The sequence below is a fragment of the Pleionea mediterranea genome (assembly GCF_003148745.1).
In the GTDB taxonomy this organism is placed as follows: domain Bacteria; phylum Pseudomonadota; class Gammaproteobacteria; order Enterobacterales; family Kangiellaceae; genus Pleionea; species Pleionea mediterranea.
Window position 1 is genome coordinate 216,263 of sequence record NZ_QGGU01000004.1, and the last position, 23,323, is coordinate 239,585.

Annotated in this window: 17 protein-coding genes and 1 pseudogene; 11 read left to right on the plus strand and 7 right to left on the minus strand. The window is 43.3% G+C overall.

Annotated features, from left to right (window positions below; translation table 11 throughout):
* Positions 1-3: 3 nt before the first annotated feature.
* Positions 4-915, plus strand: coding sequence for an EamA family transporter RarD (rarD, locus tag C8D97_RS06550; RefSeq protein WP_245411405.1), 912 nt, complete (start codon positions 4-6; stop codon positions 913-915).
* 64 nt (positions 916-979) lie between these two features.
* Here the strand turns inward: rarD and C8D97_RS06555 are convergent, their stop codons facing one another.
* Both C8D97_RS06555 and C8D97_RS06560 read right to left on the minus strand, forming a co-directional pair.
* Positions 980-3,364 carry a TonB-dependent receptor domain-containing protein gene (locus C8D97_RS06555; protein WP_109762952.1) on the minus strand — a complete coding sequence of 795 codons (2,385 nt, stop codon included), beginning with the start codon at positions 3,362-3,364 and terminating at the stop codon, positions 980-982.
* A 187-nt stretch (positions 3,365-3,551) separates the two neighbouring features.
* On the minus strand, positions 3,552-3,875 hold the full coding sequence (locus C8D97_RS06560) for a hypothetical protein (RefSeq protein WP_109762953.1): 324 nt from the start codon (positions 3,873-3,875) through the stop codon (positions 3,552-3,554).
* A 119-nt stretch (positions 3,876-3,994) separates the two neighbouring features.
* On the opposite strand from C8D97_RS06560, the gene C8D97_RS06565 reads away from it, so the two are divergent.
* Positions 3,995-4,717: a 1-(5-phosphoribosyl)-5-[(5-phosphoribosylamino)methylideneamino]imidazole-4-carboxamide isomerase gene (locus tag C8D97_RS06565; protein WP_109762954.1), complete on the plus strand. Its 723-nt coding sequence runs from the start codon at positions 3,995-3,997 to the stop codon at positions 4,715-4,717.
* 165 nt (positions 4,718-4,882) lie between these two features.
* Here C8D97_RS06565 and C8D97_RS06570 read toward each other — a convergent pair whose 3' ends face one another.
* Positions 4,883-5,566 (minus strand): Crp/Fnr family transcriptional regulator, encoded by a 684-nt coding sequence (locus C8D97_RS06570; protein ID WP_109762955.1) that lies wholly within the window; start codon positions 5,564-5,566, stop codon positions 4,883-4,885.
* A 306-nt stretch (positions 5,567-5,872) separates the two neighbouring features.
* Here C8D97_RS06570 and C8D97_RS06575 point away from each other — a divergent pair, with 306 nt between their 5' ends.
* Positions 5,873-6,364 carry a tetratricopeptide repeat protein gene (locus tag C8D97_RS06575; protein WP_170115164.1) on the plus strand — a complete coding sequence of 164 codons (492 nt, stop codon included), beginning with the start codon at positions 5,873-5,875 and terminating at the stop codon, positions 6,362-6,364.
* 176 nt (positions 6,365-6,540) lie between these two features.
* Here C8D97_RS06575 and C8D97_RS06580 read toward each other — a convergent pair whose 3' ends face one another.
* Complete coding sequence (locus C8D97_RS06580) at positions 6,541-10,989, minus strand: two-component regulator propeller domain-containing protein (protein WP_109762957.1); 4,449 nt, start codon at positions 10,987-10,989, stop codon at positions 6,541-6,543.
* 363 nt (positions 10,990-11,352) lie between these two features.
* On the opposite strand from C8D97_RS06580, the gene C8D97_RS06585 reads away from it, so the two are divergent.
* The 7 genes from C8D97_RS06585 (at position 11,353) to C8D97_RS06615 (ending at position 18,141) form a co-directional block, all read left to right on the plus strand.
* Positions 11,353-12,648 (plus strand): threonine/serine exporter family protein, encoded by a 1,296-nt coding sequence (locus C8D97_RS06585; RefSeq protein ID WP_109762958.1) that lies wholly within the window; start codon positions 11,353-11,355, stop codon positions 12,646-12,648.
* Between the two features lie 64 nt (positions 12,649-12,712).
* Entirely contained in the window at positions 12,713-13,018 is a 306-nt protein-coding gene (locus C8D97_RS06590) for a hypothetical protein (protein WP_109762959.1), read from the plus strand.
* A gap of 303 nt (positions 13,019-13,321) precedes the next feature.
* Positions 13,322-13,687 (plus strand): hypothetical protein, encoded by a 366-nt coding sequence (locus C8D97_RS06595; protein WP_146196094.1) that lies wholly within the window; start codon positions 13,322-13,324, stop codon positions 13,685-13,687.
* Positions 13,688-13,858: 171 nt separating this feature from the next.
* Positions 13,859-14,818, plus strand: coding sequence for a DNA cytosine methyltransferase (locus C8D97_RS06600; RefSeq protein ID WP_109762961.1), 960 nt, complete (start codon positions 13,859-13,861; stop codon positions 14,816-14,818).
* A gap of 10 nt (positions 14,819-14,828) precedes the next feature.
* Positions 14,829-15,419: an HNH endonuclease gene (locus tag C8D97_RS06605; RefSeq protein WP_170115165.1), complete on the plus strand. Its 591-nt coding sequence runs from the start codon at positions 14,829-14,831 to the stop codon at positions 15,417-15,419.
* A 161-nt stretch (positions 15,420-15,580) separates the two neighbouring features.
* Positions 15,581-17,080, plus strand: coding sequence for an amidohydrolase family protein (locus C8D97_RS06610; protein WP_109762962.1), 1,500 nt, complete (start codon positions 15,581-15,583; stop codon positions 17,078-17,080).
* 473 nt (positions 17,081-17,553) lie between these two features.
* Positions 17,554-18,141, plus strand: a complete 588-nt coding sequence (locus C8D97_RS06615; protein WP_170115166.1) for an ion channel — start codon at positions 17,554-17,556, stop codon at positions 18,139-18,141.
* A 340-nt stretch (positions 18,142-18,481) separates the two neighbouring features.
* On the opposite strand, the gene C8D97_RS18505 is transcribed toward C8D97_RS06615, so the two are convergent.
* Entirely contained in the window at positions 18,482-18,613 is a 132-nt protein-coding gene (locus C8D97_RS18505; RefSeq protein ID WP_280951653.1) for a hypothetical protein, read from the minus strand.
* Between the two features lie 392 nt (positions 18,614-19,005).
* On the opposite strand from C8D97_RS18505, the pseudogene C8D97_RS06625 reads away from it, so the two are divergent.
* Positions 19,006-20,475, plus strand: a pseudogene (locus C8D97_RS06625) (serine hydrolase).
* A 120-nt stretch (positions 20,476-20,595) separates the two neighbouring features.
* Here the strand turns inward: C8D97_RS06625 and C8D97_RS06630 are convergent.
* Positions 20,596-22,365 carry a DUF3426 domain-containing protein gene (locus C8D97_RS06630; RefSeq protein ID WP_109762966.1) on the minus strand — a complete coding sequence of 590 codons (1,770 nt, stop codon included), beginning with the start codon at positions 22,363-22,365 and terminating at the stop codon, positions 20,596-20,598.
* 53 nt (positions 22,366-22,418) lie between these two features.
* Complete coding sequence (gene prmA / locus C8D97_RS06635; protein ID WP_109762967.1) at positions 22,419-23,309, minus strand: 50S ribosomal protein L11 methyltransferase; 891 nt, start codon at positions 23,307-23,309, stop codon at positions 22,419-22,421.
* Between the last annotated feature and the right edge of the window lie 14 nt (positions 23,310-23,323).

The window sequence follows — 23,323 nt, forward strand, 5'->3', positions numbered from 1 at the left end:
TTTATGAGTGCTGTAATGACACAAGAAAAACAAGGTTACATAGCCGCCATGCTAGCGTACATCTGGTGGGGACTGGTGCCGATTTACTTTAAAGCCCTGTCGCATGTGGACGCGATGGAAATTTTAATGCATCGGATTGCCTGGTGTGTGCCAACAGTGTTGCTGTTTATGTGGCTGCTAAAAGCGCCTGTTGCCATAAAAGCCATCTGGCAAAATCGACGATTATTCTGGGCATTGGTAGCCAGTACCTTACTAGTGTCCAATAACTGGTTTATTTTTACCTGGGCGGTGGTAAACGACCGGGTGCTGGATACCAGCCTGGGCTATTTTATTAATCCGCTTTTATCGATTCTGCTTGGCGTGGTGCTGTTAAAAGAAACCATGAATAAATTGCAGTGGACGTCGGTAGCGATTGCCGCAGTGGCGGTGATCAACCAGATAATCATGGTGGGCGAGGTGCCCTGGCTGAGCTTGGCTCTGGCGTTGACGTTTGGACTCTACGGTCTGGTGCGAAAACAGACGCCGGTGGATTCATTAAATGGCCTGTTAATGGAAACCTTAATTGCTTTTCCATTTGCCCTGGCGGTGATTTTGTATTTTTTATGGCAAAACGACGCCATGTTTTTAAACGATACCCGTACCACCGACTTTACGTTGGCAGCAGGCGGTATTGTCACGGCCGTTCCGCTGATTTTATTTGCCATTGGCGCCAGACGACTGCCTTTGTACGCCATAGGCTTTTTGCAGTTTATTGCCCCAACCATGACCTTTCTATTGGCCGTTGTGGTTTATAAGGAGCCTTTTGGTTGGCAGCAGGGAATTACTTTTGGCTTAATCTGGTTGGCGTTGTCGGTGTATTTGACCGATAGCATGATTAAACGATTTCGGAGAAGAACAGGCGTGGCCAATTTATAACCACGCCCGATTGCTTTATTAAAATATGTTTCCGATAATCGATTGATTAGCGCTTCAGCTTAAATTAAAACTGATAGCGCAGCCCGGCAACAAAGTTTTGACCAGCGCGCGGCGCCAAATCTTTTAAGAAGGAAGCGTGATCACGCGCTTCTTCATCCAGCAAGTTTTTGCCACGTAGGAAAATCATGGCATCGTGGTTGTCATTAACGATACGATAACCCAGTTCCAGATCCAAAATATTAAACCCGTCGGTCGGTAATTCTCCTTGACCGATATGGGTTTGATCCGCGTAGTGTGTCCAGCTTAAATCCGCAGTGAAGGCATTTTGCGAAAACTGCAAATTAAACCCGTATTTCAATGGCGGAATGCGCGGTACATAGGCACCATCTTCGAATTCGGCTTCGATAAAGTCGGCCATTAATCCTAGCTTAAGACCAAAAACGTCGTTATCAACGATCATGGTGTCGGCTTGGATCTCTATGCCGCGAATCGATGCGTTGTCTTGAGCATAAAAGATGATCGGTAAGTCTTCTTCTATGGCAACCGATTGACCATTGAGATCCGTAACAAAACCTGTGTTTTCACGGTATTGGCCAAATATGAAATCATGGAATTTATTCCAGTAGGCGTTTATTTCGCCAGACCATGTGTTGCCATTAAAGCGCCATGATACATCAAGGTTGTGCGACACTTCTTTATCCAGATTTGGGTTGCCCCGTTCGAAGGTTTGTGTTGCAGCATGCTCGCCAAATGAATAGAGCTCTTCAACCGTCGGTGCACGCTCTGCGTGGGCAAGATTAATCGCCAGTTTTTGTGAGTCAGTTAAATCGTAAACACTGCCCGCCGAATAGCTTAACGTATCAAAGCTTTCCTCACCGAACTCATTCACTTTAATGGATTGGTATCCTAATCGAGCACCAAGCTCAATTTTGTAGTCACCAAAACGTTTTTCTTCAACCACAAAAAACGCGCGCATATTACTGTCAGAAGGTGGGACAAAGGCTTCTTCACCGATGGCAGAAAAATCACGCTGGGTCAATTGAACGCCAAAAATTCCTTCCCAGTCATTCATGGCGCGATGCTTCATATAACTACGCAATTCAGTGGCTTCATTTTCAAAAACGGTACCTTGCTCATCGCCTTCTAGCTCGACGTGCTGATAATCGGTCATTGACCAACCAATAAACCAGGAGTCGATGCCGCTAACAGGATTATTAAATTCACTCTGGATATCCCAGCGGGTTTGCTCGAGATCGATAAACACGCCTTCTTCACCATGTTCCTCTTCGCCTTCACCTTCTTCATGCTCTTCTTCGTGGTGCGCGTGTCCGGGTACACCATAAAACTTATCGATGGCATTAACAGAAACACCAAAGTAGCCCCATTCGCCATTCCAGGTGGCGCCGAAACTGCCGCCCGTGCTTTCTGAACGACTGTTTTCTAGTACACCAAAGGCTTCTTCTTCGTGTTCCTCGTGCTCTTCGCCTTCGTGTTCCTCACCTTCGTGCTCTTCTTCATGACCTTCGGCTTCATGTAGATACTCAGACTCAGCAAAACCCGGGATTTCCAAGTCACCATAGTCACTGCTGAATGCGTCAATGTGCCAAGCGAAAGAGCTGTTGCCGCCATTCAATGTGGCAACGATAGATTCTTCTGACGTCGCGCTATCGCCTAATCGAAGTTCAACACCGCCAGAAACGCCGTCGGCGCCTTCAGGATTAATGCGCTTATCGGTCACATTGACGACGCCGCCAATGGCACCGCTGCCATACAGCAGTGTTGACGGGCCTTTTAATACTTCGATTTGATCAGCCAATAGTGGCTCTAACGAAACATCGTGATCGGCGCTATTGGTGGAAGCGTCTTGCACCGTCATCTGGTTGCTGGTCATAAGCACGCGACCGCCTGAAAGCCCGCGAATAACGGGTCGTGACACCGCAGGGCCGAAGCTTGACACACTCATGCCGGGTTGCAATTGCAACATGTCGCCAATGGTTGACGAGCGTTTCATAATCAGTTCATCACCGGATAGAACAATCGCCGGTGTCGCCATATCCAGTTTTGTATGCTCAAGCGGATTAGCAGTGATCACTATTTTGCGCTGATGGTTCGCGTCCAAATGTAATTGAACGCGCTGACTGTCACCGGTGACAGAAATCGTTTGATGGAAGTGGTCGCGGCTGCCGGCTTCAATGTCTATCGTATACCGGCCCGCTGGCAAGTTTAGCGAAAAGTTACCCTGTTGATCGGTGCGGCTGGTGGCGTCGTTGTTGCGCACCTTAATTCGAGCATTGGCTATGGGGCGTTGTTGATGATCCACCAACTGTGCCTGATACGGTAAATTGATTTCTGCATTGCTGTTGTTAGAGGTACTATCCGCTGCGTTCACTGAAGGCATGGATGTGCCTAGTGCTATTGCCACTAATAAATGTTGAACTGTATGTTTCATGGTTAAACCTGTTTAAATCAAAAAAATTAAGCGCAAAGTTACGGTTTAACGCTGCTTACCGAGAGTCGTACCCAATATGGGTGCGATTAAGGTTATGCCATGGGCTCGGGTTGTGAGACCGTAGAATTTCACAAAACGTGAAAATCTGTGTTTGGTTAAACCGAATTAATAGGATTGAAATAACAGGTTAGCGGGGTGGTGCTCGAGATTGCGGGGTTAAATAGGCAACCGTATCAAAGTGAAAGTTGCCAGGTGACCAGTTTGTTTGGAGTTGTTTTACATACTCAGGTGTTACTGAGTCAGTAGCAACCGGAGCATCATCTTGCCCGCTGCTGTTGCTGGCACACCACTCACACAATGTTTCGTCAGAATGCTGATCGCTGTAAACATGATCGATCACCGACAGTTGAGCGAGTGCCCAAACTGCAGTAAACAACCAGATTAACAACGGCTTACGTAACAGCAATGTCAGTTCCAACGTGTGGTGAATAATGGTGGCTAATTCTGGCACTAAAATTGATTGCGATCAATTGCCTTTATTTGACTATTTTGTGTCGAAATTTAACGGAAGATTTTTTTCAAATAAGCGCTATAGTTGAAATATGAGTCATAAAAATTCGGGGAGCAACGATGTTAGCGATACCAGTGATTGATGTTAAGTCTGGCCGCTGTGTTCATACCCAGGGGGTTGGCGATAAATCGAAACAGGTAATGGAAGATCCCATTGCTCTGTGCGGCACTTTCAGTGATATGGGGGCCAGACAGATCCAATTGGTGGATATGGATGCGATTCGAAACCGGCAACCGGAACATTTATCCTTGGTGCAGCAAATCAAACGTCAATTTCCCGATATGAAACTGCAAGTAAGTGGTGGTGTTTGCAGTTCGGAAGACATTCAAATATGGCTTGATGCTGGCGCCGACTGGGTAACGCTGGGCGGTCGTTTATTGCGAAAGCAGGATGAAATGGAACTGATACTGGTTGAGCTAGGGCAAAATCTAATCATCGGTATGGATGTGCGTGCCCAGTTATGGCAGCAGGGTTATTGCCCGTTTATGGGAATGAGTTTTCAGGACTGGGCACAAGCCCTGGAAGACGAAGGGGTGGCAGCATTAATGTTCACCGAGGTTCCGGAGCAGGGGCGAGTGAATGGTCACAGCCTGACGGCGGCGAGTGAACTGGCCGCCAGCATTAATTTACCGGTGATTGCCCACGGTGGTGTACAGTCCGTGCATGATCTAAAAAACTTGTCGCAACCCGGCTATCATAAACTGCACGGCGTAACATTGGGCAAGCCCATGTTTGATGGATTTTTCAGTTACCACGATGCAATTTCAATGTTAAAGCATTAATCGTTAGAAATTTTTTTTTGCTAGCAATTTATAAGTTTTTTAAGGCAATTAGTCGCTAAAAGAAATAGCTTCTAAGACAAATGACTTATAGAAGGCCCTGTTTTGATAAACACTTAACATTTAAAAAATTGCTCTTTTAGAATACTAAGTTAAGGTTTTCAGTTGTTACCAGGAATGTGGCAGGGCTTTGTGAATAACAATGCAACCTTCTTCCGTCGAAATGTATTTACCCGTACGCAGATCTTTTAAAATTCTGGCTACCATTTCTCGTGACGCACCAACACGACTGGCAATGTTTTGTTGGGTTAGCTTTTCACGAATGATCCAGCGGCCGTCCTGTTCTTCTGCCATATTCAAAAAGGTCACTACTATTCTTCGATAAACATCCATTAAACCTAACTTGCGAATGGTTTCGGTGGCTTCTCGCAGGCGTGACACCAGATTGTGCATCAACTTTAATGAAAAAGCTGGGTGATCCGCCATCAGTTTTTTAAACTCATTTTCATTCAAAACGCCAAGTCGAGTCTCTTCTAATGTCATGACCGATGCCGTTCGCGGAATACCCTCTATCAGGCCCAATTCGCCAAAAAACTGTCCTTTTTCGTGAATATTTACCACAATTTCTTTGCCTGAGTCGTCATCAAGGTATACTTTGACCCGTCCTTCCAAGATAAAATACATGCTGTGTGATGGGTCACCTTCCACCACAATCTGTGATTTTTTCGGAAGTTGACGATAATGGAGCAGTTGGCTGATGTCGTGAACAATCTCACGATCAAGGTCATTGAATATCGGAAATTCGGTTAATTCCATAAAATATTTGCTCTGTATTCGACTGGCTTCAAACATGGCGCTATTCCACAGTTACACGGTTGTCAGGCCTATAGAAAACTATCTGACGGCCTGTAGTGCAAGTGTGAATAGTACCAATTGTTACAGAATAGTAATTAATAGTATAGATTGATAGCTATATTAAAGGTAAGTTCTATGAAAACAATGGGGTAGAATGATTTATTTTATTAAGCCTTCAATTAAGACAGCACCATTATTAGGGTGAATTGGGTAGTATAGTTCGATGGAAAGACAACGGGTTTAACTGACTATATGGCAGTCAGGTTTTTAACAATTCTATTGTTGTTAATGAGCTGTTGGGTGATGGCTGGTACCAGTAATCATCGGCAGGGCGGAACATCAATATATTTTACGCAGCTTGGACACTTGAAGCATCAAGCGGAGCTGGGTGATCCTAACGCGCAATTTTTACTTGGTAATCTCTATTTATCACCACCACAAGACACTTCAATTCGAAAAAACCTTCCAAAGGCCGTTGAATACTATTTTCAGGCTGCTATCCGCAATCACGCGGGGGCACAATATAATCTTGGGGTGATGTATTATCGGGGCAGTGGCGTAGCCGAAAATAAAATGATGGCTTCGGTATGGTTTTCATTAGCTGCCAACAATACAAGCCCGGCGGCAAAAAATGTTAAGCGAAATGCGCAAAAGTCGTTAAAGGATTTAACCGACTTACTTAGTGCTGATGATCGGGCATTAAGTGACGCCTGGATTTTGCAGGTAAGAGAATGGATTGAAAAGAAAAACTATCGTATGGCCAAATTGCCGGTTTTAAACACTACCAAACAGTAAACCGACTGTTCCTGAATACTTCTTTTCGCAAAAACAATCCCGTTATTAATTTATTATTTAAAAAAGACTTTTCTATAAAACAAAGTTATTGTGTCTGTTTACCTAAAACCTAAAACCTAAAACCTAAAACCTAAAACCTAAAACCTAAAACCTAAAACCTAAAACCTAAAACCTAACTAGTGTGATTTTAAATTGAAAATTCGGTGACTGTGGTTAAAACCTTTAAACGTCACTTCGCTGACTTCTTCAAAATCAAATCGTGTTTCGGTCTGTGCAAATACCGGGTAACTTACCATTACCTGGCCCGGCTCACATAAACTTTGTATTCTGGAAGCAAGATTAACGCCGCTGCCTACGGCGCGAAATACAATCATTTCTTTGGAGCCAAAGTTACCTAGTGTGACGTAAGATTGATGGATGCCAATTCTTAAGTTTAAGTTTTGTTCCAGTCCGGTAACGCGCCATTTTTCTGCAAGCTCGACAATGCATTGTTGCATATCCTTGGCTAACTCGATCGCTTTAATGGCCTGTGTTTCTTTATCAAGGTGCTCAAGTGCACCAAATAAAATAACCAGCCCGTCGCCCAATACTTCATTTAATAAACCATAATGGCGAGCAACAATTTTACTCATTTTTGTTAAAAATTCGTTCAGCACATCGGTCACGGTTTCCGGTTCAAAACGATCGGAGAACTCGGTAAAGCCAACCAGATCGGCAAACAGAACAGTAATGCAACGACGTTCGGGTTGAATATCTTTGATGTCCTGACCGTCGAGAATTTTTTCAACCAGTGGTCGTGGAAAATATCGACTGAGATGATCACAAGTTTGTTCCATGGCTCTAAGTTGCGCGCGCTCCTGCTGCGAATGATACACCTGTCTTAACATTAGCAAGTTGGAAACTCGGGCCATCAGTATTTTTCGATCGATCGGTTTACTGACATAATCATTCGCGCCTACAGCAAGGCCAGTGTTAATATCTTCAGGCTGGTTTTTTGCCGACAATAACAGGATCGGCAGTTCGAGCAGCGAATATTGTTCACGAATTTTTTCCGAGGCTTCAAAACCTGACATGCGCGGCATCATGACATCAAGAATGATCAAGTCGAAAGATTCGTTTTCAATCAGTTGCAACGCCTGCAGTCCGTCTGCGGCTTCGCTGGTGCGGTATTGATTCATGGTTAAAAAGTCGTTTAATACCTGACGGTTTAACGCATCATCGTCGACTATTAATATGTGCGCATTGGGGTGCGATTGTTGCGTTTTATCCGCAGCTACTTTCATGGCGCGAGTGACCGGCGAAGGCAGTTGCGGCTCTTCCGAAATAACCGGCAATGCTTCACTGTGTGTTTGTTCACTGATGGGCAGAGTAAAGTAAAACGATGAACCTGCATCGATTTTCGATTTCAGCCAAATACTTCCACCGTGTAATTCAATCAGTTGCCGGGTAACTGCAAGGCCAAGGCCGGTGCCACTTTTTAAATTTTTGCTTGAGCCTTCCAGTTGCTCAAAGGGTTTAAAAATGACAGATTGCTTGTCTTGCGGAATACCTACACCACTGTCTTTAATGCAGACTTCAACCCGGTCATCCACAACACGGGCTGTGAGTTCAACAAACCCTTGTTGCGTGTATTTAATCGAGTTACCCAGCAAGTTATAAAGTATTTGGCGTAAACGATTTTCATCGGCGTAAACCGGCGGTAAAAATTGAGGCAGAGCATGGCTCAACTGCAATTGTTTTTCTTCGGCCAGTGGTTTCAATAAATTAATGACCACTTTTGCCGCGACTCTTAAATCGACAAGCCCTTTATTCAGCAACAATCCCTGATGCCTGAGTTTTTTAAAGTCTAATATTTCATTTACCTGATGGGATAAACGTTTGCCACTGTCAATGATAAGGTTTAAATGACTTTGGGTTTTGCGGTTAAGCGGGCCTGCAATGCCTTCACGCAGTGATTCGGCAATGCCAATAATGCCATTTAGTGGTGTTCGGAGTTCGTGAGAGGTATTAGCAAGGAATTCATCTTTTAATTTATCAACCCGTTGCAAGTGTTCATTTAACGCTTGTTGTTCGCGTAGCTTTTTCGCGTGTTTATAAATAAACCAGCCGATAATGGACATAAGGGCCAATAAATACAGACTGTAAGCCCACCAGGTTGCCCACATTGGTGGGTGAATGGTGATGGCAAGTTGATTGATCCGATCAACCCAGATTTCATCACTGTTAGTTGAGCGAAATTCAAAGGTAAATTGACCGGAACTCAGGTTGCCGTACTGCACCTGATTTTTTCCTGTTATGTAGTTCCATTCCTGCTCGTAAGGCTGTAATCGATAAGCGTAAATGATTCGTTCGGGCGTTTGTAAATCGAGCGCACTGAAATTGATTTGTAAATTATTTTGCTGGTGTTGCAATTCTATCGATGACAGAGGATGCCAGCCATTATTGTCGAAGTAATGATCGCCATTAACCAAAATGTGAGTGAACACCTGAGTCGGTTTGTACTCACTGGCGGTAATACCATTTGGATTGATCACGGCAACACCGGAAACACTGCCAAAGTAAAGCAGGCCGTTGTCGGAGTGAAGCACCGCATTGCCGTTAAATTCATCTGCGGGCAGACCATCGGTGGTGGAAAAGTTTTTGAAGTTGCTTTGATCGCCATTACTCAATGATGGATCGAATCGGCTGATGCCGCGATTGGTGCCCAGCCATAAATAACCCGAGTCGTCTCCGGTTATGCTGTAAACAGAGTTGTTGGGTAGACCATCCGATTCATGAAACGAATAAAATTTAAAATTATTATTGATGCGATCCTGATGTTTCAGCAGATTGAGTCCGTTGTAGGTGCCAATCCATAAATTGCCCTGACTGTCCTGATAAATTGATCGAACCGTATTATCACTTAAACTGAATTCGTTATCCGGCTGATACCGAAAGGTGGTGGTTTTACGAAACTCAGGATCATAGCGTTGCAATCCGCTGTCCCAGGTGCCAAACCACATAATGCCCTGATCATCCTGAAACATGGTGTAAACCGATGAGGTGCCTAACTCACCGACAGAGGCGTAACGAAAGTCTTCAATAAATTCACCGCTTTGATGATCAAGCAATGCCAAGCCTTCGTCGGTGGCTATCCAGATGTTATTCATGCGATCCGATGTGATTAATCGAATGCGATTGTTACTGAAATTGCCGTGTATAAAACTGCTGCGATCAAATACCCGAACCTTTGTTGGATCTTGATTCGGATTAAACCGGGCAACCTGTCCCTGTTGATTGCCAAACCAGACATTGCCGGTTTGATCGATGGTTAAGGTAGTGATGCGATTGCTAACCGCTTTGCCGTTCTGATCGTAAAACTTTTGAAAATGTTGGAAGCTGCGAGTTTTGGGATCGTAACGATCAATACCGTTTAGTGTCGCAAACCAGATATAGCCTTTTTCATCCTGCTTTATGTTCCAGATAAAATTATGAGCCAGGCTATTGGCGTTAAATGGACTGTGTTGTAATCGCGAAAAATTTTGAAAGTGAGGGGTGGTTTTATTTAAGCCGCCACCGGCAGTACCAATCCAGATTTGGCCACTGCGATCTTCCATTAAAGTCCAAATGTCATTAATGGATAAACTGTGGATGTCGGCGGCATTTTTTTGAAAATGATAAAACTCATTACTGGCTCTTGGCTTTAAATTGATGCCACCTTGTTCGGTACCAATCCACAGGTTGCCTTTGGAGTCGCGTAAAATGGCCTGGATATTATTCGAGCTGAGGGAATGATCGTCGCCCGGATTATGAACGTATTGTTTGAAGCGATCGTTATTGCTTTTCAGGTGGTATAAACCATCCAGTTGCGTGCCGACCCACAGGCTTTTGTCTTCATCGAGAAACAGAGCATTAATACGACTGGGCGCATCACGGGAGTCGAACCGTTCAAACGATAACTGCTCGGTGTTAAACCAGCTCAATAGATCGGAAGTGGCGACGTATAAATTATCTTTGCCGTCTCCCGTAATAGCGGTAACACTGCCCGTAGGAATGGACTCGGCGTCGAGCGGATTGTGATAAAAATGAACAAAGTCACCGCTTTCAGGTTGATACAAATTGAGTCCGTTAAAGGTGCCGACCCAAAGCCTGTCGCGATGATCAATGTACAAAGCGGTAACGTAATTGTGACTCAGGCTATTAAAGTCGGTGGGCGAGGCAATAAAGCGGGTAAATTTGCCAGTGCGCACATCCAGCTTGTTTAAGCCATTTTGCGCGGTGCCAATCCAGAGTGTGCCGTCTTCGGCTTCAATAATATCGGTAATAACATTGCTGGAAATGGAGTTGGGATCCCTGGCATCAAATTTATAGGACTTAAATTCGTAGCCATCGTAGCGATGTAGGCCATCGTGAGTGCCCAGCCATAAAAAGCCATGACGATCCTGCAACATGCTGCTGATGGTGTTTTGAGGCAGACCGTCGGCACTGGTAATGTGGTTAAAGCTTAAGTTTTGCAGATAATCATTGGCGATTAACAGGCCAGGTGACAATAGCGACATAATCAACAGACAGCCTGCTGCAAGCCTCTGGATCCTTCGATTCAGAGTATTTGAGGCACTTACTGATGTAGAAAATTTAAATGTCATTCAATAACTTAGCTATTATGTTCTACTATATGCTCTACTTTAAGTATGGGCTAATATATGAGCGTATTTATTATTTGCCATCACGGTGACATATAACGTGGCTTTTAAAATCTCGCCAATTTAGGCAAGGTCGAACGATATAAATAGAATAAACATTCATTACTTATTGCGCCTTGTTTAAAAGCACCTGCTATTAAACGTGGTTGCAAACACCGTTTCACCAGTGGCGACAGATAATAGATAAAAATGCTTTCGTTTAACGCTCTAGTTTAACTCAAGTTCGTTATAATGAAACGACCTTATCGTTCAGTGGCTTAGTATGAAATATTTAGTCGCTGTCGTCAGTAATTCTGGAGGGTAAATATGGCACAAATGCCGCAAGCCGCCACCGACGAGCGTTCGCTCGATGATGTCCCAAATGCACCAAAGCGGCATCAGCCCGTGGGGTTTATTTTGCGCCTGGCGAAAGCGCTTCACACCTATGGTGTACCGGCCTATGAGCTGGAGACCACTTTGTCGGCCTGTGCGCGTAAGCTGGGCTTTGGATTGCAGTGCCTGTCGTTACCCACCAGTATTACCATGACATTAATGCGCAAAAACAACAGCGCGCAAACCTATGTTATCCGTGTCGCACCGGGCGAAGCGCATCTGGAGAAGTTGCGACGGGTCAGCGAGGTTGCCCATAACGTCATGGAAGGGAATTTGACCACAGCCGAAGGGGCCGACGAACTGGCGCAAATCAATAATGCCAAACCATCCTACCCCAACTGGCTGGTGATCGCGGCATTCGCACTGGTTTCTGCATCCGTCAGCCGTTTATTTGGTGGCGGCTGGTTTGAAATGGTGGGGGCTCTGGCAGCCGGTTTTTCGCTCGGTATATTAACTTTGCTATCAGCCAAGGTTTCTATTTTGGCGCACTTACTGCCCGCAACGGCGGCACTGGTTGCAACCGTTGTCGCTTATATTACCGCTAACTTTTTACCGGGCACCGAGGTGTATATTTCGATTGTCTCGGGATTAATTGTGTTATTGCCGGGGTTATCACTCACTATCGCTATGGCTGAGCTAGCGACTCAAAACTTGATGTCAGGCACTTCGCGTTTATTCGGCGCTGGTATTGTGTTTATTTTGATGGCGTTTGGCATGGTCAGTGGTAACTACATTGCCCAGTTATTGCCAGTCAGCACGGCTTTAACCAATAACCTGATAGAGCCATTGGCACCTTGGACCGAGTGGCTGGCTGTGATGGTGGGTGCGTTGGCATTGGCGGTACTGTTTCAGGCTCGGCTGCGTGATTTTGGCTGGGTTATATTGGGTGGTGTGGTGGCCTTTGCCTCGGCAAAATACGCATCCTTGTACTTTAATAACGCCATGACGGCATTTCTTGGCGCGATTTCGGTAGGCGTATGCGCCAATCTCGTGTCGCGTTTTACCGGGATCCCGGGCGCTACCCTGATGTTACCGGGGCTGATTATTCTGGTTCCCGGTTCGGTTGGTTTTAAAAGTTTAATCGCACTGATTGAGCACGATGTGGTGCGCGGATTGGACACAGCATTCAATATGACACTGGTGGGTATTTCACTGGTGGCGGGGTTATTGATTTCATCATTGGTGACCTTGCCAAAAGCCAGTATGGATGAGTTTGATGCTGAGTTATAGGTCGAGAGAAATAAACTGAAATTCACAGTGAGAACAGACTGATAACCAATTTAAGGAATAACCTATGAAACTGGTTGCTATATTGTTGCTATTGCTCGCGGGCGCTGTAGCTGGTGTAACCTACATCAATCATCAAAATGAAACGCAGGTTTATCAATTCTGCTCGCAAATGGCGGCGGGTAATGATGAAACAGTGATTGATCAGTTTTTAGCAGACTCGACACTGACAGAAAAGGAATCGCCCGATTTAACGCAACGTTGGGTTTCTCATTCAGACACTGTGCCCTTAACGGATCGCTACATTTGTCAGATTTTTATTGAGCAGCAAAAAATAGTTGAGTTGAATGTGGTTAAGCAGGGGGTGTTTTAAAACCAGCCTAAATTGGATCGATCGCAATTTAATTGAGTTTTAAGGTTTGAAATGATCTAACAATCCTTATTACCGTTAGTTTCTTGTATTGGACGAAATTAACCGACTTATTTTCATGAAAATACATCAGCGCGTATAATGAGATCTCATGCTACTGAGCGATCTATACAGCATTATTGAATAACGTAACTTTTGCTCTAGCGCTTACCGTGAAAGCTTTGTAGGCTAATAAGCGAACATCGAAAGCGGTTTATTTGAGCTTTCGTGAATATAATATACTGTTAGGCGAGTGAAGAGATGGCCGTGAACGAAGAAAAGTATCGACGCATGGAAATAAGAAAGAAAACTGGTACTCGTGTCATTACTCCTCCAGAACCTCATGCTCATAATCGTGGTCCTGAATATTTGGTAGCTCATGCCTGTTTTTCTTGCTGCAAGAGCTTCAAGCAGCCAGATAAACCTGAAGGCGAAAGAAGTATCTGTCCTGAATGTGGCGGAATCGTATATCGAATGGGAAGAAATTTTACAGCCCCAAAAAAATCTGACACGAAGCAATGGAAAAAGGTGCGACATCTTTACGCCGAAGGCTTTAGATTCTTCGGAAGCGGAATGCATGACGGACCCAAACTCCCTGAGAAATTAAGTGATGTTGAAATGTTCCTCAAGTAACCCGCATCACCCACTTAAAGTGGCAGCGCCTAACCAGGCGCTGAAAATAGAAGCGCAAAAGACGCGCTCAATTTAGCTGAGCGTTACATGCCAAGATATAAGTGCTGTTCATGTATACAGTAAAGAGGCAGTAAATTAGAATATGACAAAACAGACTTTGAGGATGGCATTGTGTCAAATTTATCATGTGTAGAAATATGTGCAGGCGCTGGAGGACAAGCTCTAGGGTTGGAGCGAGCCAACTTTGATGCTCAAGCCTTGGTAGAAATTGACAATCGCTGCTGTGAAACCTTGAGATACAACAGGCCGCAATGGAATGTTGTTGAAGGAGATGTTAAAGAATTTGATGGTTCATCATATAAAGGCGTTGAGTTATTGGCCGGAGGCGTTCCTTGCCCACCGTTTTCCAAAGCTGGAAAGCAGCTTGGAAAGAACGATGAAAGAGACTTATTCCCAGAGGCGGTTAGGCTTGTAGATGAGATTCGTCCAAACGCAGTAATGCTAGAAAATGTAAGAGGCTTTCTAGATGCTGTATTTGAAGACTATCGCCTCAAACTAAAAAGAAAGCTTCAGCGAATGGGATACGTTGTTGATTGGAGATTACTTAATGCCTCAGATTATGGAGTCTCCCAATTACGGCCTAGAGTTGTAATTGTTGCGATTAAAAAAGAGCTAGCAGACAACTTCCATTGGTGTACTCCAAATGACTTCAATCCTCCAACAGTTGGAGAGCTGCTGCTTGACCAAATGAAAGAAAATGGTTGGCGTGGAGCTAATACGTGGGCAAAGCAAGCTGACGATATTGCCCCCACTATTGTTGGTGGCTCAAAAAAACATGGCGGCCCAGACCTTGGGCCAACCAGAGCCAAAAAAGCATGGGCCACTCTTGGTGTAAATGGAATGACTATTGCCAATGAGCCTCCTGAAAAAGACCATATTGGAATGCCTCGTTTAACCGTTGAAATGGTAGCTCGCATACAAGGGTTCCCTGATGATTGGAAATTCTTAGGCAAAAAAACTCCGGCCTATCGTCAAGTAGGTAATGCTTTTCCTCCCCCTGTGGCTCATGCAGTGGCAGCACAAATAGAGCAATGTTTAGCTGCAAGAAAATTGTTTGCTGTTGCAGGCTAAGAGATAAGAAATGACTAGAAAGAAAGGTGCAAAGGCAAAATTAAGGGAACATTTCCTCACTAATATTGGTCGAGTCATGGACTCGGAAGAACTGCGCGAAGTATCTGGAAATCAAAGTGAATGGGCTAGGCGTGTCAGAGAATTACGATCTGAAGAAGGCTATCAGATTCTTACGCATAATGATCGGAGTGAGCTAAAACCTGGGCAATATCTTCTTGAAGACGCTAAACCTCAACCAGCATTTGAACGTGCAATTTCCAAAGAAACAAGAGCCTTTGTTCTAGATAGGAATGGTTTTACTTGCCAAATGTGCGGTGTAGTGGCTGGTGAGCCTCACCCTTATGACCCTACGAGAAAAACTCGATTACATATCGGGCATATTATTGATAAGTCTCAAGGAGGAGATGACGAACCTTCAAACCTTAGAGCGTTGTGTTCAGTATGTAATGAAGGAGCATCAAACTTAACTCTTGATCGCCCAACAAGCCAAAAGTTATTAATTCAAGTTAGGCGAGCAAAAGGCGATGATCAGGTTGAATTACTTAAATGGTTGATTGGAAAGTTTCCAAAAAAAGCCAAAGAATTCCTTGATAGTGAATAGCATGTAACACATATGAGCCTTCCTTGAGTCAATAAGCAATACTAAAGTTTTCGCTCACCGAGGTGGGCGAATATCAGTTAATCAGTAATTTCATTTACTTCGTCTGTCAAACATAACATTATAAAAAGGACAGCCATTACTTAGTATTGCGAGATTTAGTGATGAAATTTGAATATTCTGCTGAGAATAATTGTATAGGACATAAAATGCTCAAACAACTCACCGCTCTTATTATGAGTATGCCAGTTCTGGTTAGCGCATCTGATATCTACTTGAAAAACGTAACTATCATTTCCCCTAATAATTCATCTCCCGTCAAAGACGCTTACGTTTTGATAGCCGATGATAAAATTTCGACTATATCAAAAAGTCCGATTAACATACCGTCGAATACAAAGATAATTAATGGAGAAGGTAGATATTTAATTCCGGGGCTTATTGATTCACATGTGCATGTGTCAGAAATGCCTGGCATGATCAAAGGAGAAAAATCGGATTATCTAAAGGATTTAGAGAAAACATACTTTTTACAACAACCTAAAAGTTATTTATATTTTGGCATCACGCGAATCCAAGATCTTGCTGGCGACAACCGTGCGATTCAGCAGTTTCAGAATAGTGATATTTCTCCCAGTCTAAGTTTTTGCGGGATGATTCCCATAGCAGACGGCTACCCCGTGAATGTGCTCGGATTGGGAGATCCTTATAAGGCATTCCCATATCTCGTTATAGAGCCAAATGATTCAATTCCTGAAGGAGTTAATCGTGCCGAGCATACTCCTGAGCGAATTGTCGATAAAATAGCAAGAGACGGTGGTTCGTGTGTGAAACTCTTTTTTGAAGATGGCTTTGGAACCGAGAGTCATTGGCCTTTAATGAAAGATCAAACAGTAAAAGCAATAATAACTGAAGCAAAGAAGCATGGCTTATCAATTTATGCACATGCAAACGCCGTCGATATGCAGAACATTGCATTAAAGTACGATATTGATGTCATCGCTCACGGACTGTGGAATTGGAATGAACATGCAAAAAGCGAAAACGTACCGAATGCAATTCAAGCAACTTTAGATACGGTGATAGAGAAACAAATCGCTTACCAGCCTACTTTTAATGTTATGGACGGACTTAAAGCCCTTACCGTCCCAAATACGCTATCTTCGAAAGATTTTTCATTTGTTGTACCACCTTCCATTCTTAGCTGGTATCAAAGTGAAGATGCTCAATGGTTCAAACAAGAAATTATCAATGACTTCGGAAATCCACCGCTTCCTATTCTACATAAGATAATGGATGGCATTATTTCTCGAGGGGAGCGCTCGGTTCAGTACTTGAACCAGAAAAATTACCCACTTGTACTGGCGTCAGACACACCGTCATCTCCAACGTACGCGGCTCAGCCTGGCTTGTCGAGCTTTCTTGAGCTGAAACACATGCATTCAGTAGGAGTTTCATTAGGGCGAATATTAGAAGCGGCTACTATCAATAATGCTAAACTTTTAAATGTTGATAAGATTGAGGGCACAGTTGAAGCAGGTAAAAGAGCGAATTTGCTGTTACTTAAAAGAAACCCATTAGAAACTATTGATGCTTACAACTCTATTGAGTTTGTTATTATCGACGGTAATGCCTACGAGCGAGAAAGATTTATGGCAAAGTAACCAAATGTGATATTGAGAGTAATAATATCAGTAAATAATTACTCTCAATTCAATCTGTGCTGCTGTTGGGGCTCGGCTTTTTCTTTAGCGGAAGAAAATAAGAAATCAATACGAAAAAAAAACATTGATTTTTATGGAGTGACCATATATTCCCAAGTATTTCTAAAACAGGGGTTATTTTAAAGCCAGCCTAAATTGGATGGATCGCAATTTAATTGAGTTTTAAGGTTTGAAATGATCTAACAATCCTTATTACCGTTAGTCTCTTGTATTGGACGAAATTAACCGACTTATTTTCATGAAAATACATCAGCGCGTATAATGAGATCTCATGCTACTGAGCGATCTATACAGCATTATTAAATAACGTAACTTTTTCTCTAGCGCTTACTGTGAAAGCTCTGTAGGCTAATAAGCCAAAATTGAAAGCTGTTTATTTAAGCTTTCTTGAATATAATATGTTGTTATACGATATGAGTAAATTTCAAGACAAAATTGAAACATTTGTCCACTGGTCAAGACAGTTTCGACCTTTTTCAGTCTTGTACTCTTGGATCGCGGTAAATGAAAAGAATGAAAGCTGTTTCTTGATAATCTTCAACTTGTTAGTTATCAGCATATATTTTACTGCTTACTGGACACCTTGGATTTTTATCGCACTGACAATTATTCTACCCGTATTCTTGTTTAGAACAGTGCCACTTATCGGTCCGGTCTTTCATTTCGCTGCAATGGCTAGAAAAGGTGAAGTCACTTTCCAGACCTTCGTAATTACTATTTTTGTAATGGTGATCAATCACATTTGTGTTTTTGCATCACTATATATGGCGCTCGGTGTTGTTGTTGATGCTGATAAAACACCAATTGAAGGCTTATGGCACCATTTCTACTTTAGTGTTATAACTTATACAACACTTGGTTACGGAAATTTGGTTCCAGGCAACTTAGGAGCGGAGATCGTCTCAACCATTGAAGCAATTTTGGGCTTTGCCACTTTCGCTTTTTTAGTTGGCCTTGTTGCAAGCCTCCCCATGAAAAAACAATCAGACGGCACTAAATAATAAATATAGAAAGGACAGCCATAATTTAAAAAGGATTTTTTAAGTTACCAAAGTCATAGGGTTCGGTTATTAATGAGTCATCATCTGAAGATATTGACTGTAAATACTTTATGTTTTGAGTTAATCAGGAGTGAATATTTCTATTGGTGGCTGGTTAAGGCGAGCGCCACTCTCGAAGCCTTTCGATTTGTATGGTGATGTGTGTTGAAGATTTGTTATTGGATGGTTTAGATGTACAGCCTTCGACTGAGTCCAATGCCTTTAATAAATTTTTGTTCAGTGGACTCAATAAAGTAAGGGTGGACGGGGTGCCGATGGCTTTAAGGCAGGCTATATCATCCTAACGCTTCATCAATTGAATAAACCCTTCGGGCTCTAAACTTAAGCGCTCTAAAATGGGCGGCAGATTGTCGGCAATATAACCGCGTTTTGCCTTCCCGTATGATGCGACCACTGGTTTCCACCAGTTCAAAATAATCCTGAGTACTAAATTGGAAACCGTGCTTGTGTTGGCTGGCGTTTCGTTTGGTGAGGTTAAGCAGTTTTACCTAAATATAAAAAGGACAGCCATTACTTAGTAGTCCACCAAAATAGTACTAACAACAAAAGCTACGAAGAAATATATTTGTAACTTTTGGCGCACTTCCGTTTCAGAATTATCGATTATAAATTTACGATAACATTAAAAAGAAAGTGTCTCGCTTCTGATACAAATTTGTTCTTCGTGTGCTTCGATTTTAATACGCCAATAAAGATAAAAAACGACAGTGCTTCCTGTAACTTTATGAATTTTAATGAGTAATTTGTTTGGCACACTAATTGGTTAACCTTTAGTTCTGTTTATAAAAGAGGTAGAGAATTCCAATGAAAATAAATCGATATTTAGTTTTGCTAATCAGCTTTGTGTGTTTGCTGGCTAACGCAAAAACAAGTGAACAAAAGTCAAAGGAAGCTGTGTTAAAACAGTATTTCGACTCCTGTTATCAAGCTAACATCTGCAATGGGAGCTTTTTGATCTATGAAAATGACGGTGTAACATTCAGCGCATCTTATGGGATCAATGGCGATGCGACGAAAAGCCGACTTTCTCAACAACATCAATTTGATATTGGATCGATTGCCAAGCAGTTTACGGCTGTTACAGTTTTACACTTGCGAGATAAAAAATAGTTAAAGCTTTCTGATCCAGTTCATCGATATCTCCCGAAATTTCCTTATAAAACTATTACTATTCGGCATTTATTAACGCACCAGTCAGGGATACCCGATGCATTGAAACTGCTAGAAAAAAAATTCAGAGCAGGTGAAATTAAATCAGCGGTTACGCATCATGATGCATTTAATATTATTGTTGAGAAAGCCCCGAAGCTTCACTTTAATCCTGGAGCACAGATGGCGTACAGCAATACTGGGTACATGGTTTTGGCAGAATTGATAGCGCGAGTAACTCAATCCTCATTCCATAAATTTATGCATCAGTCCATATTTAAACCAGCGAATATGAATGATACCTTGGTTTTGCATCCTTCTAATAAAGGTGAGCTTTTAAATCGAGCCTATGGCTTCCGTCGACAATTTGATGGCCAACTACGACCTTATGATCAGATTCCGAGACTCTATGTTTCAGGGGCCGGTGGAATTTATTCAACAGTAGAAGACTTATTGAAGTCGCAAAAGGCATTACTCAATCACAAAGTCATCACTAAGGCGAGCTGGAAGGAAGCGACAAGTCCCGTGCCCTTAAGTGACGGTAGTAAAAAACAATATGGATATGGCCTGAGTTTGCGGACCGCACCTACGGGAGAAAAACTGATTGCCCACGGAGGTCATTGGCGAGGCTTTAAGTCGCTATTGGCCTATTTTCCTGAGTCCAGTCGAATTATCATCAGCTTAACGAATAATGGAATTGACGATGAACTGCCACGAATTGCGTTTGATGCTATTGATATACTAGGCGGTGATACTAATATTTCGTTTAATCCTGTACTGAGTGATAAGATTTACAAGTTGATTACGGACAAAAAGTTTGCTGATTTCAAGCAATTGATGGTTAAAACTAAGGAAGAACTCTCGCAGACTTTTTCGATTGATGAGAGCCGTATTAATGCACTGGGCTATTTTTTTGTTAAAAAGCAAGAATTTGACAATGCCATAAAAGCATTCGAATTCAATAAAGCCCTTCATAGTAAGTCCGCAAATGTTTATGACAGTTTGGCGGAAGCATATTTGGCTATCGGCGATAAAGAGCGCGCCCGGGTAAATTCGACACAAGCACTCGCAATTAATCCAGAATTTAAAGAAGCAAAACGTCGTCTGGAAAAATTGAGTAAATAGATTTGTAAATCGTTTTTAGCAAATGATACGTCAGTTAGTCGCACTGGATTTCAGATGAACTGGCGTATCTTGTTAGAGAGAGTAAGTTATAAAACGGTCTATAATTTTATCGTTTTACATTTATTTAAACTGAAACTCAAAGCCAAACGCTTGTGCATGAGGTTGCTTTGCTTTAACCAGAATCAATACTTTCTGGTTTGGTGGCATTTGAGTTGTTTTTAATTCATTTGATAAATATTGATCCGGCGTGTGCACTTCGGTGGATAATATTTTGCCCTGTGTATCGGTGAAATGAATTTCAACGGTTGGATAAGGTTGTTCAAACGATGCATTATTCTGGATCATCAACCGGAAGTCGGAAATATCCGGATCACTGTCACTGGGGCGAATATCTCGCTGTAACAATTCTATCGCCGCCACATCTCGTCGCTGTTCAATGGCACAAGGCGCAGCTTTGCACAGGGTGTGAACCAACGGCCCCCAGGTGTCATCCCAGGCCAGCGTTTGCCGCTCACTCCACAGGGTATAACCACCCCAGCTCACCAGTATCAGTAATAATCCGGATGCCGCCAGCCATTTGTATTTATGCTGTTTGCGGGTGACTATATCGTCAAATTCATCCAGTGGATCCGGCTCCAGATCCTGATCACTTAAACCTGTGTTTAACTGCTGTCGCGATGATGGTGTTTGAGACTCAGTATCATCTAGTGTAGATTCTGTTGGCTCAAGGCTGTCTTTTTGCTCAAGATCGTTTTCTTGTTCAAAGCCGTTGTCTGGTTCAAAACTTTCTTCCTGTTCAGGAAAGTCTTCATGATCAAATTCGTTTTCCTGATCAATGAATTGTTCTGAAATGTTTGTCTCGGTTTCAGCTTCTGCAAAAAGTTGCTCATCAGTATTCTGAAAATCATTAACGTCTGTGTCATCACTGCTCGCTTGATCAAACTGCGATTCAGTGGATTCGAATTCATCTGACTCGAGTTCAGCTGCATCGTCCACATCCAGCGGAGAGGTGTTAAATGATTGCGTCGACTCCGGAGTTAAATCTTCCTGCCCAGATTGAGGCTGTTCTGTAGCTTGTTGCTGTTGAGCGTCTTGTTCTAAAGAGCTGTGTTCTAAAGAGTCTTGCTGTTCATCATCATCGAATTCAAATTCGCCATGATCGGGAGCCTGCGACCAGTTTGCATCATGATTGGACGTCTCTGATCCCTGTGACGAAGCATCGGTTGCTTCCTCAACATCCATAGGCGTCGTTGGGCCATCAATATTGGTATCGATAGTGTTATTGAGAGTGGTTGAGTCGGGTGTTTCAACAAAGGCGTCAATGTCATCCATGCTTGGTTCGAACGGCTCTGCCGTGTCTGACAATTTAGCTTCCTGGTTATTGTTTGGCTCAGCTTCCTGTTCTACTGGGTGAATCTCTTCTTTAACACTGTTTTCAGTAGAACTATCGTCTCTAACACTAACGTCATCAGATCCAGCAGGGTCTTGCTCGGATTTATTGTTGTTTTCTTTTGCAAAATTACCGATGGGGTACTGCGTTGTCTGAGCTTTCTTTTCGCTATAGTGAATGTCCATTTCGGCAGAGGGTGGTGCGGTTAACAGGTCGTGTGAATCCTCTGTCTCATCGGTTGACTCTTCGCGGTAGGCTTGCTGTTGCAATTCGTGCAGCTTATCCATGGAATGAGGTTTTTCGCCGCGATCGGCTGTTGACTCATTTTTTTCAGAACCTTCTTGTGCGGCATCTTTTGGTCGCACCAGATGTTCGGTGGCTTTAAATATATGCAGGCAGGCACCGCAGCGAACACGGCCTTTGGCAAGTTTTAAATGCTGTTCTGTTACGCGAAAAACCGTCGAGCATTCAGGACAGCGCGTATAAATTGATTGCGACATCGGGCGCAGACTTCCTTATAATTTATTTTATCGATCGATAATAATAAGGCGCTTTATCGGTCAGGTCGTTTAATGCCTTCAAGCCGAATCCAGTCGCCTTCAATGATCGCTGGCTTCATAGTAAACCATTTTTCATAAACTTGGCTAATTTCTTCTGCTTGCTCGGCCAGCAGCCCAGACAATACCAGCTCACCTTCTTCGCTTACTTTACTTGCGATGGAAGGCGCTAATTGTTTTAACGGACCGGCCAGAATATTGGCGACCACCAGATTGTAGGTTTTGCCTTCTGCGAGTTCGGGCTGGCCGCGTTCAATAAGATGCTCGGCAATATTATTGCGTTGCATATTATCGAGCGTTGCGGTGAGCGCCTGCGGATCGATATCAATGGCCGTCACCTGCTTTGCACCCAGCAATACCGCAGCTATGGCCAATATACCACTGCCACAACCGTAATCGAGCACAGACTTATCGCTTAAATCTGCACCATCAAGCCATTGCAAACATAAGGAGGTTGTCGGGTGAGTGCCGGTGCCAAAAGCAAGACCGGGATCGAGCAACAGATTGACCGCATCAGGTTCTGGCGGTTGCCGCCAACTGGGTACTATCCATAACCGCTGACCAAATTGCATGGGGTGAAAACTGTCCATCCAGGCACGTTCCCAGTCTTTGTCTTCCAGAGCTTCAAATGTTGGGTTTTTAATAGCGCTCGAGTGCGCACTTTGTTTGATTTCGTTTAGTGTTGCGGTGGTATCGACAGTCGCATCAAACAATGCCGTTACAATAAGTGCTTGCCACAGGGGCGTTTCGCCCGGTAAAGGTTCCAGAATAGGATTATCTTCGGCGTCTTCGTAGGTAATCGATAAGGCACCAAGCGCCATCATGTAATCGGAAACCTCATCAACCTGTGCTTGTTCAGTTGCGAATTTTAATTGTAACCAGGGCATCTTGTTCACCTGTT

Excerpts from the sequence above, each read along its gene's own strand:
- C8D97_RS06610 (WP_109762962.1), top strand. The coding sequence starts at position 15,581 with ATGAAATTTGAATATTCTGCTGAGAATAATTGTATAGGACATAAAATG.
- C8D97_RS06615 (WP_170115166.1), top strand. The coding sequence starts at position 17,554 with ATGAGTAAATTTCAAGACAAAATTGAAACATTTGTCCACTGGTCAAGA.
- C8D97_RS06575 (WP_170115164.1), top strand. The coding sequence starts at position 5,873 with ATGGCTGGTACCAGTAATCATCGGCAGGGCGGAACATCAATATATTTT.
- C8D97_RS06630 (WP_109762966.1), bottom strand. The coding sequence starts at position 22,365 with ATGTCGCAATCAATTTATACGCGCTGTCCTGAATGCTCGACGGTTTTT.
- C8D97_RS06570 (WP_109762955.1), bottom strand. The coding sequence starts at position 5,566 with ATGTTTGAAGCCAGTCGAATACAGAGCAAATATTTTATGGAATTAACC.
- rarD (WP_245411405.1), top strand. The coding sequence starts at position 4 with ATGAGTGCTGTAATGACACAAGAAAAACAAGGTTACATAGCCGCCATG.
- C8D97_RS06585 (WP_109762958.1), top strand. The coding sequence starts at position 11,353 with ATGGCACAAATGCCGCAAGCCGCCACCGACGAGCGTTCGCTCGATGAT.
- C8D97_RS06580 (WP_109762957.1), bottom strand. The coding sequence starts at position 10,989 with ATGACATTTAAATTTTCTACATCAGTAAGTGCCTCAAATACTCTGAAT.
- C8D97_RS06605 (WP_170115165.1), top strand. The coding sequence starts at position 14,829 with ATGACTAGAAAGAAAGGTGCAAAGGCAAAATTAAGGGAACATTTCCTC.
- C8D97_RS06565 (WP_109762954.1), top strand. The coding sequence starts at position 3,995 with ATGTTAGCGATACCAGTGATTGATGTTAAGTCTGGCCGCTGTGTTCAT.
- C8D97_RS06590 (WP_109762959.1), top strand. The coding sequence starts at position 12,713 with ATGAAACTGGTTGCTATATTGTTGCTATTGCTCGCGGGCGCTGTAGCT.
- prmA (WP_109762967.1), bottom strand. The coding sequence starts at position 23,309 with ATGCCCTGGTTACAATTAAAATTCGCAACTGAACAAGCACAGGTTGAT.
- C8D97_RS06555 (WP_109762952.1), bottom strand. The coding sequence starts at position 3,364 with ATGAAACATACAGTTCAACATTTATTAGTGGCAATAGCACTAGGCACA.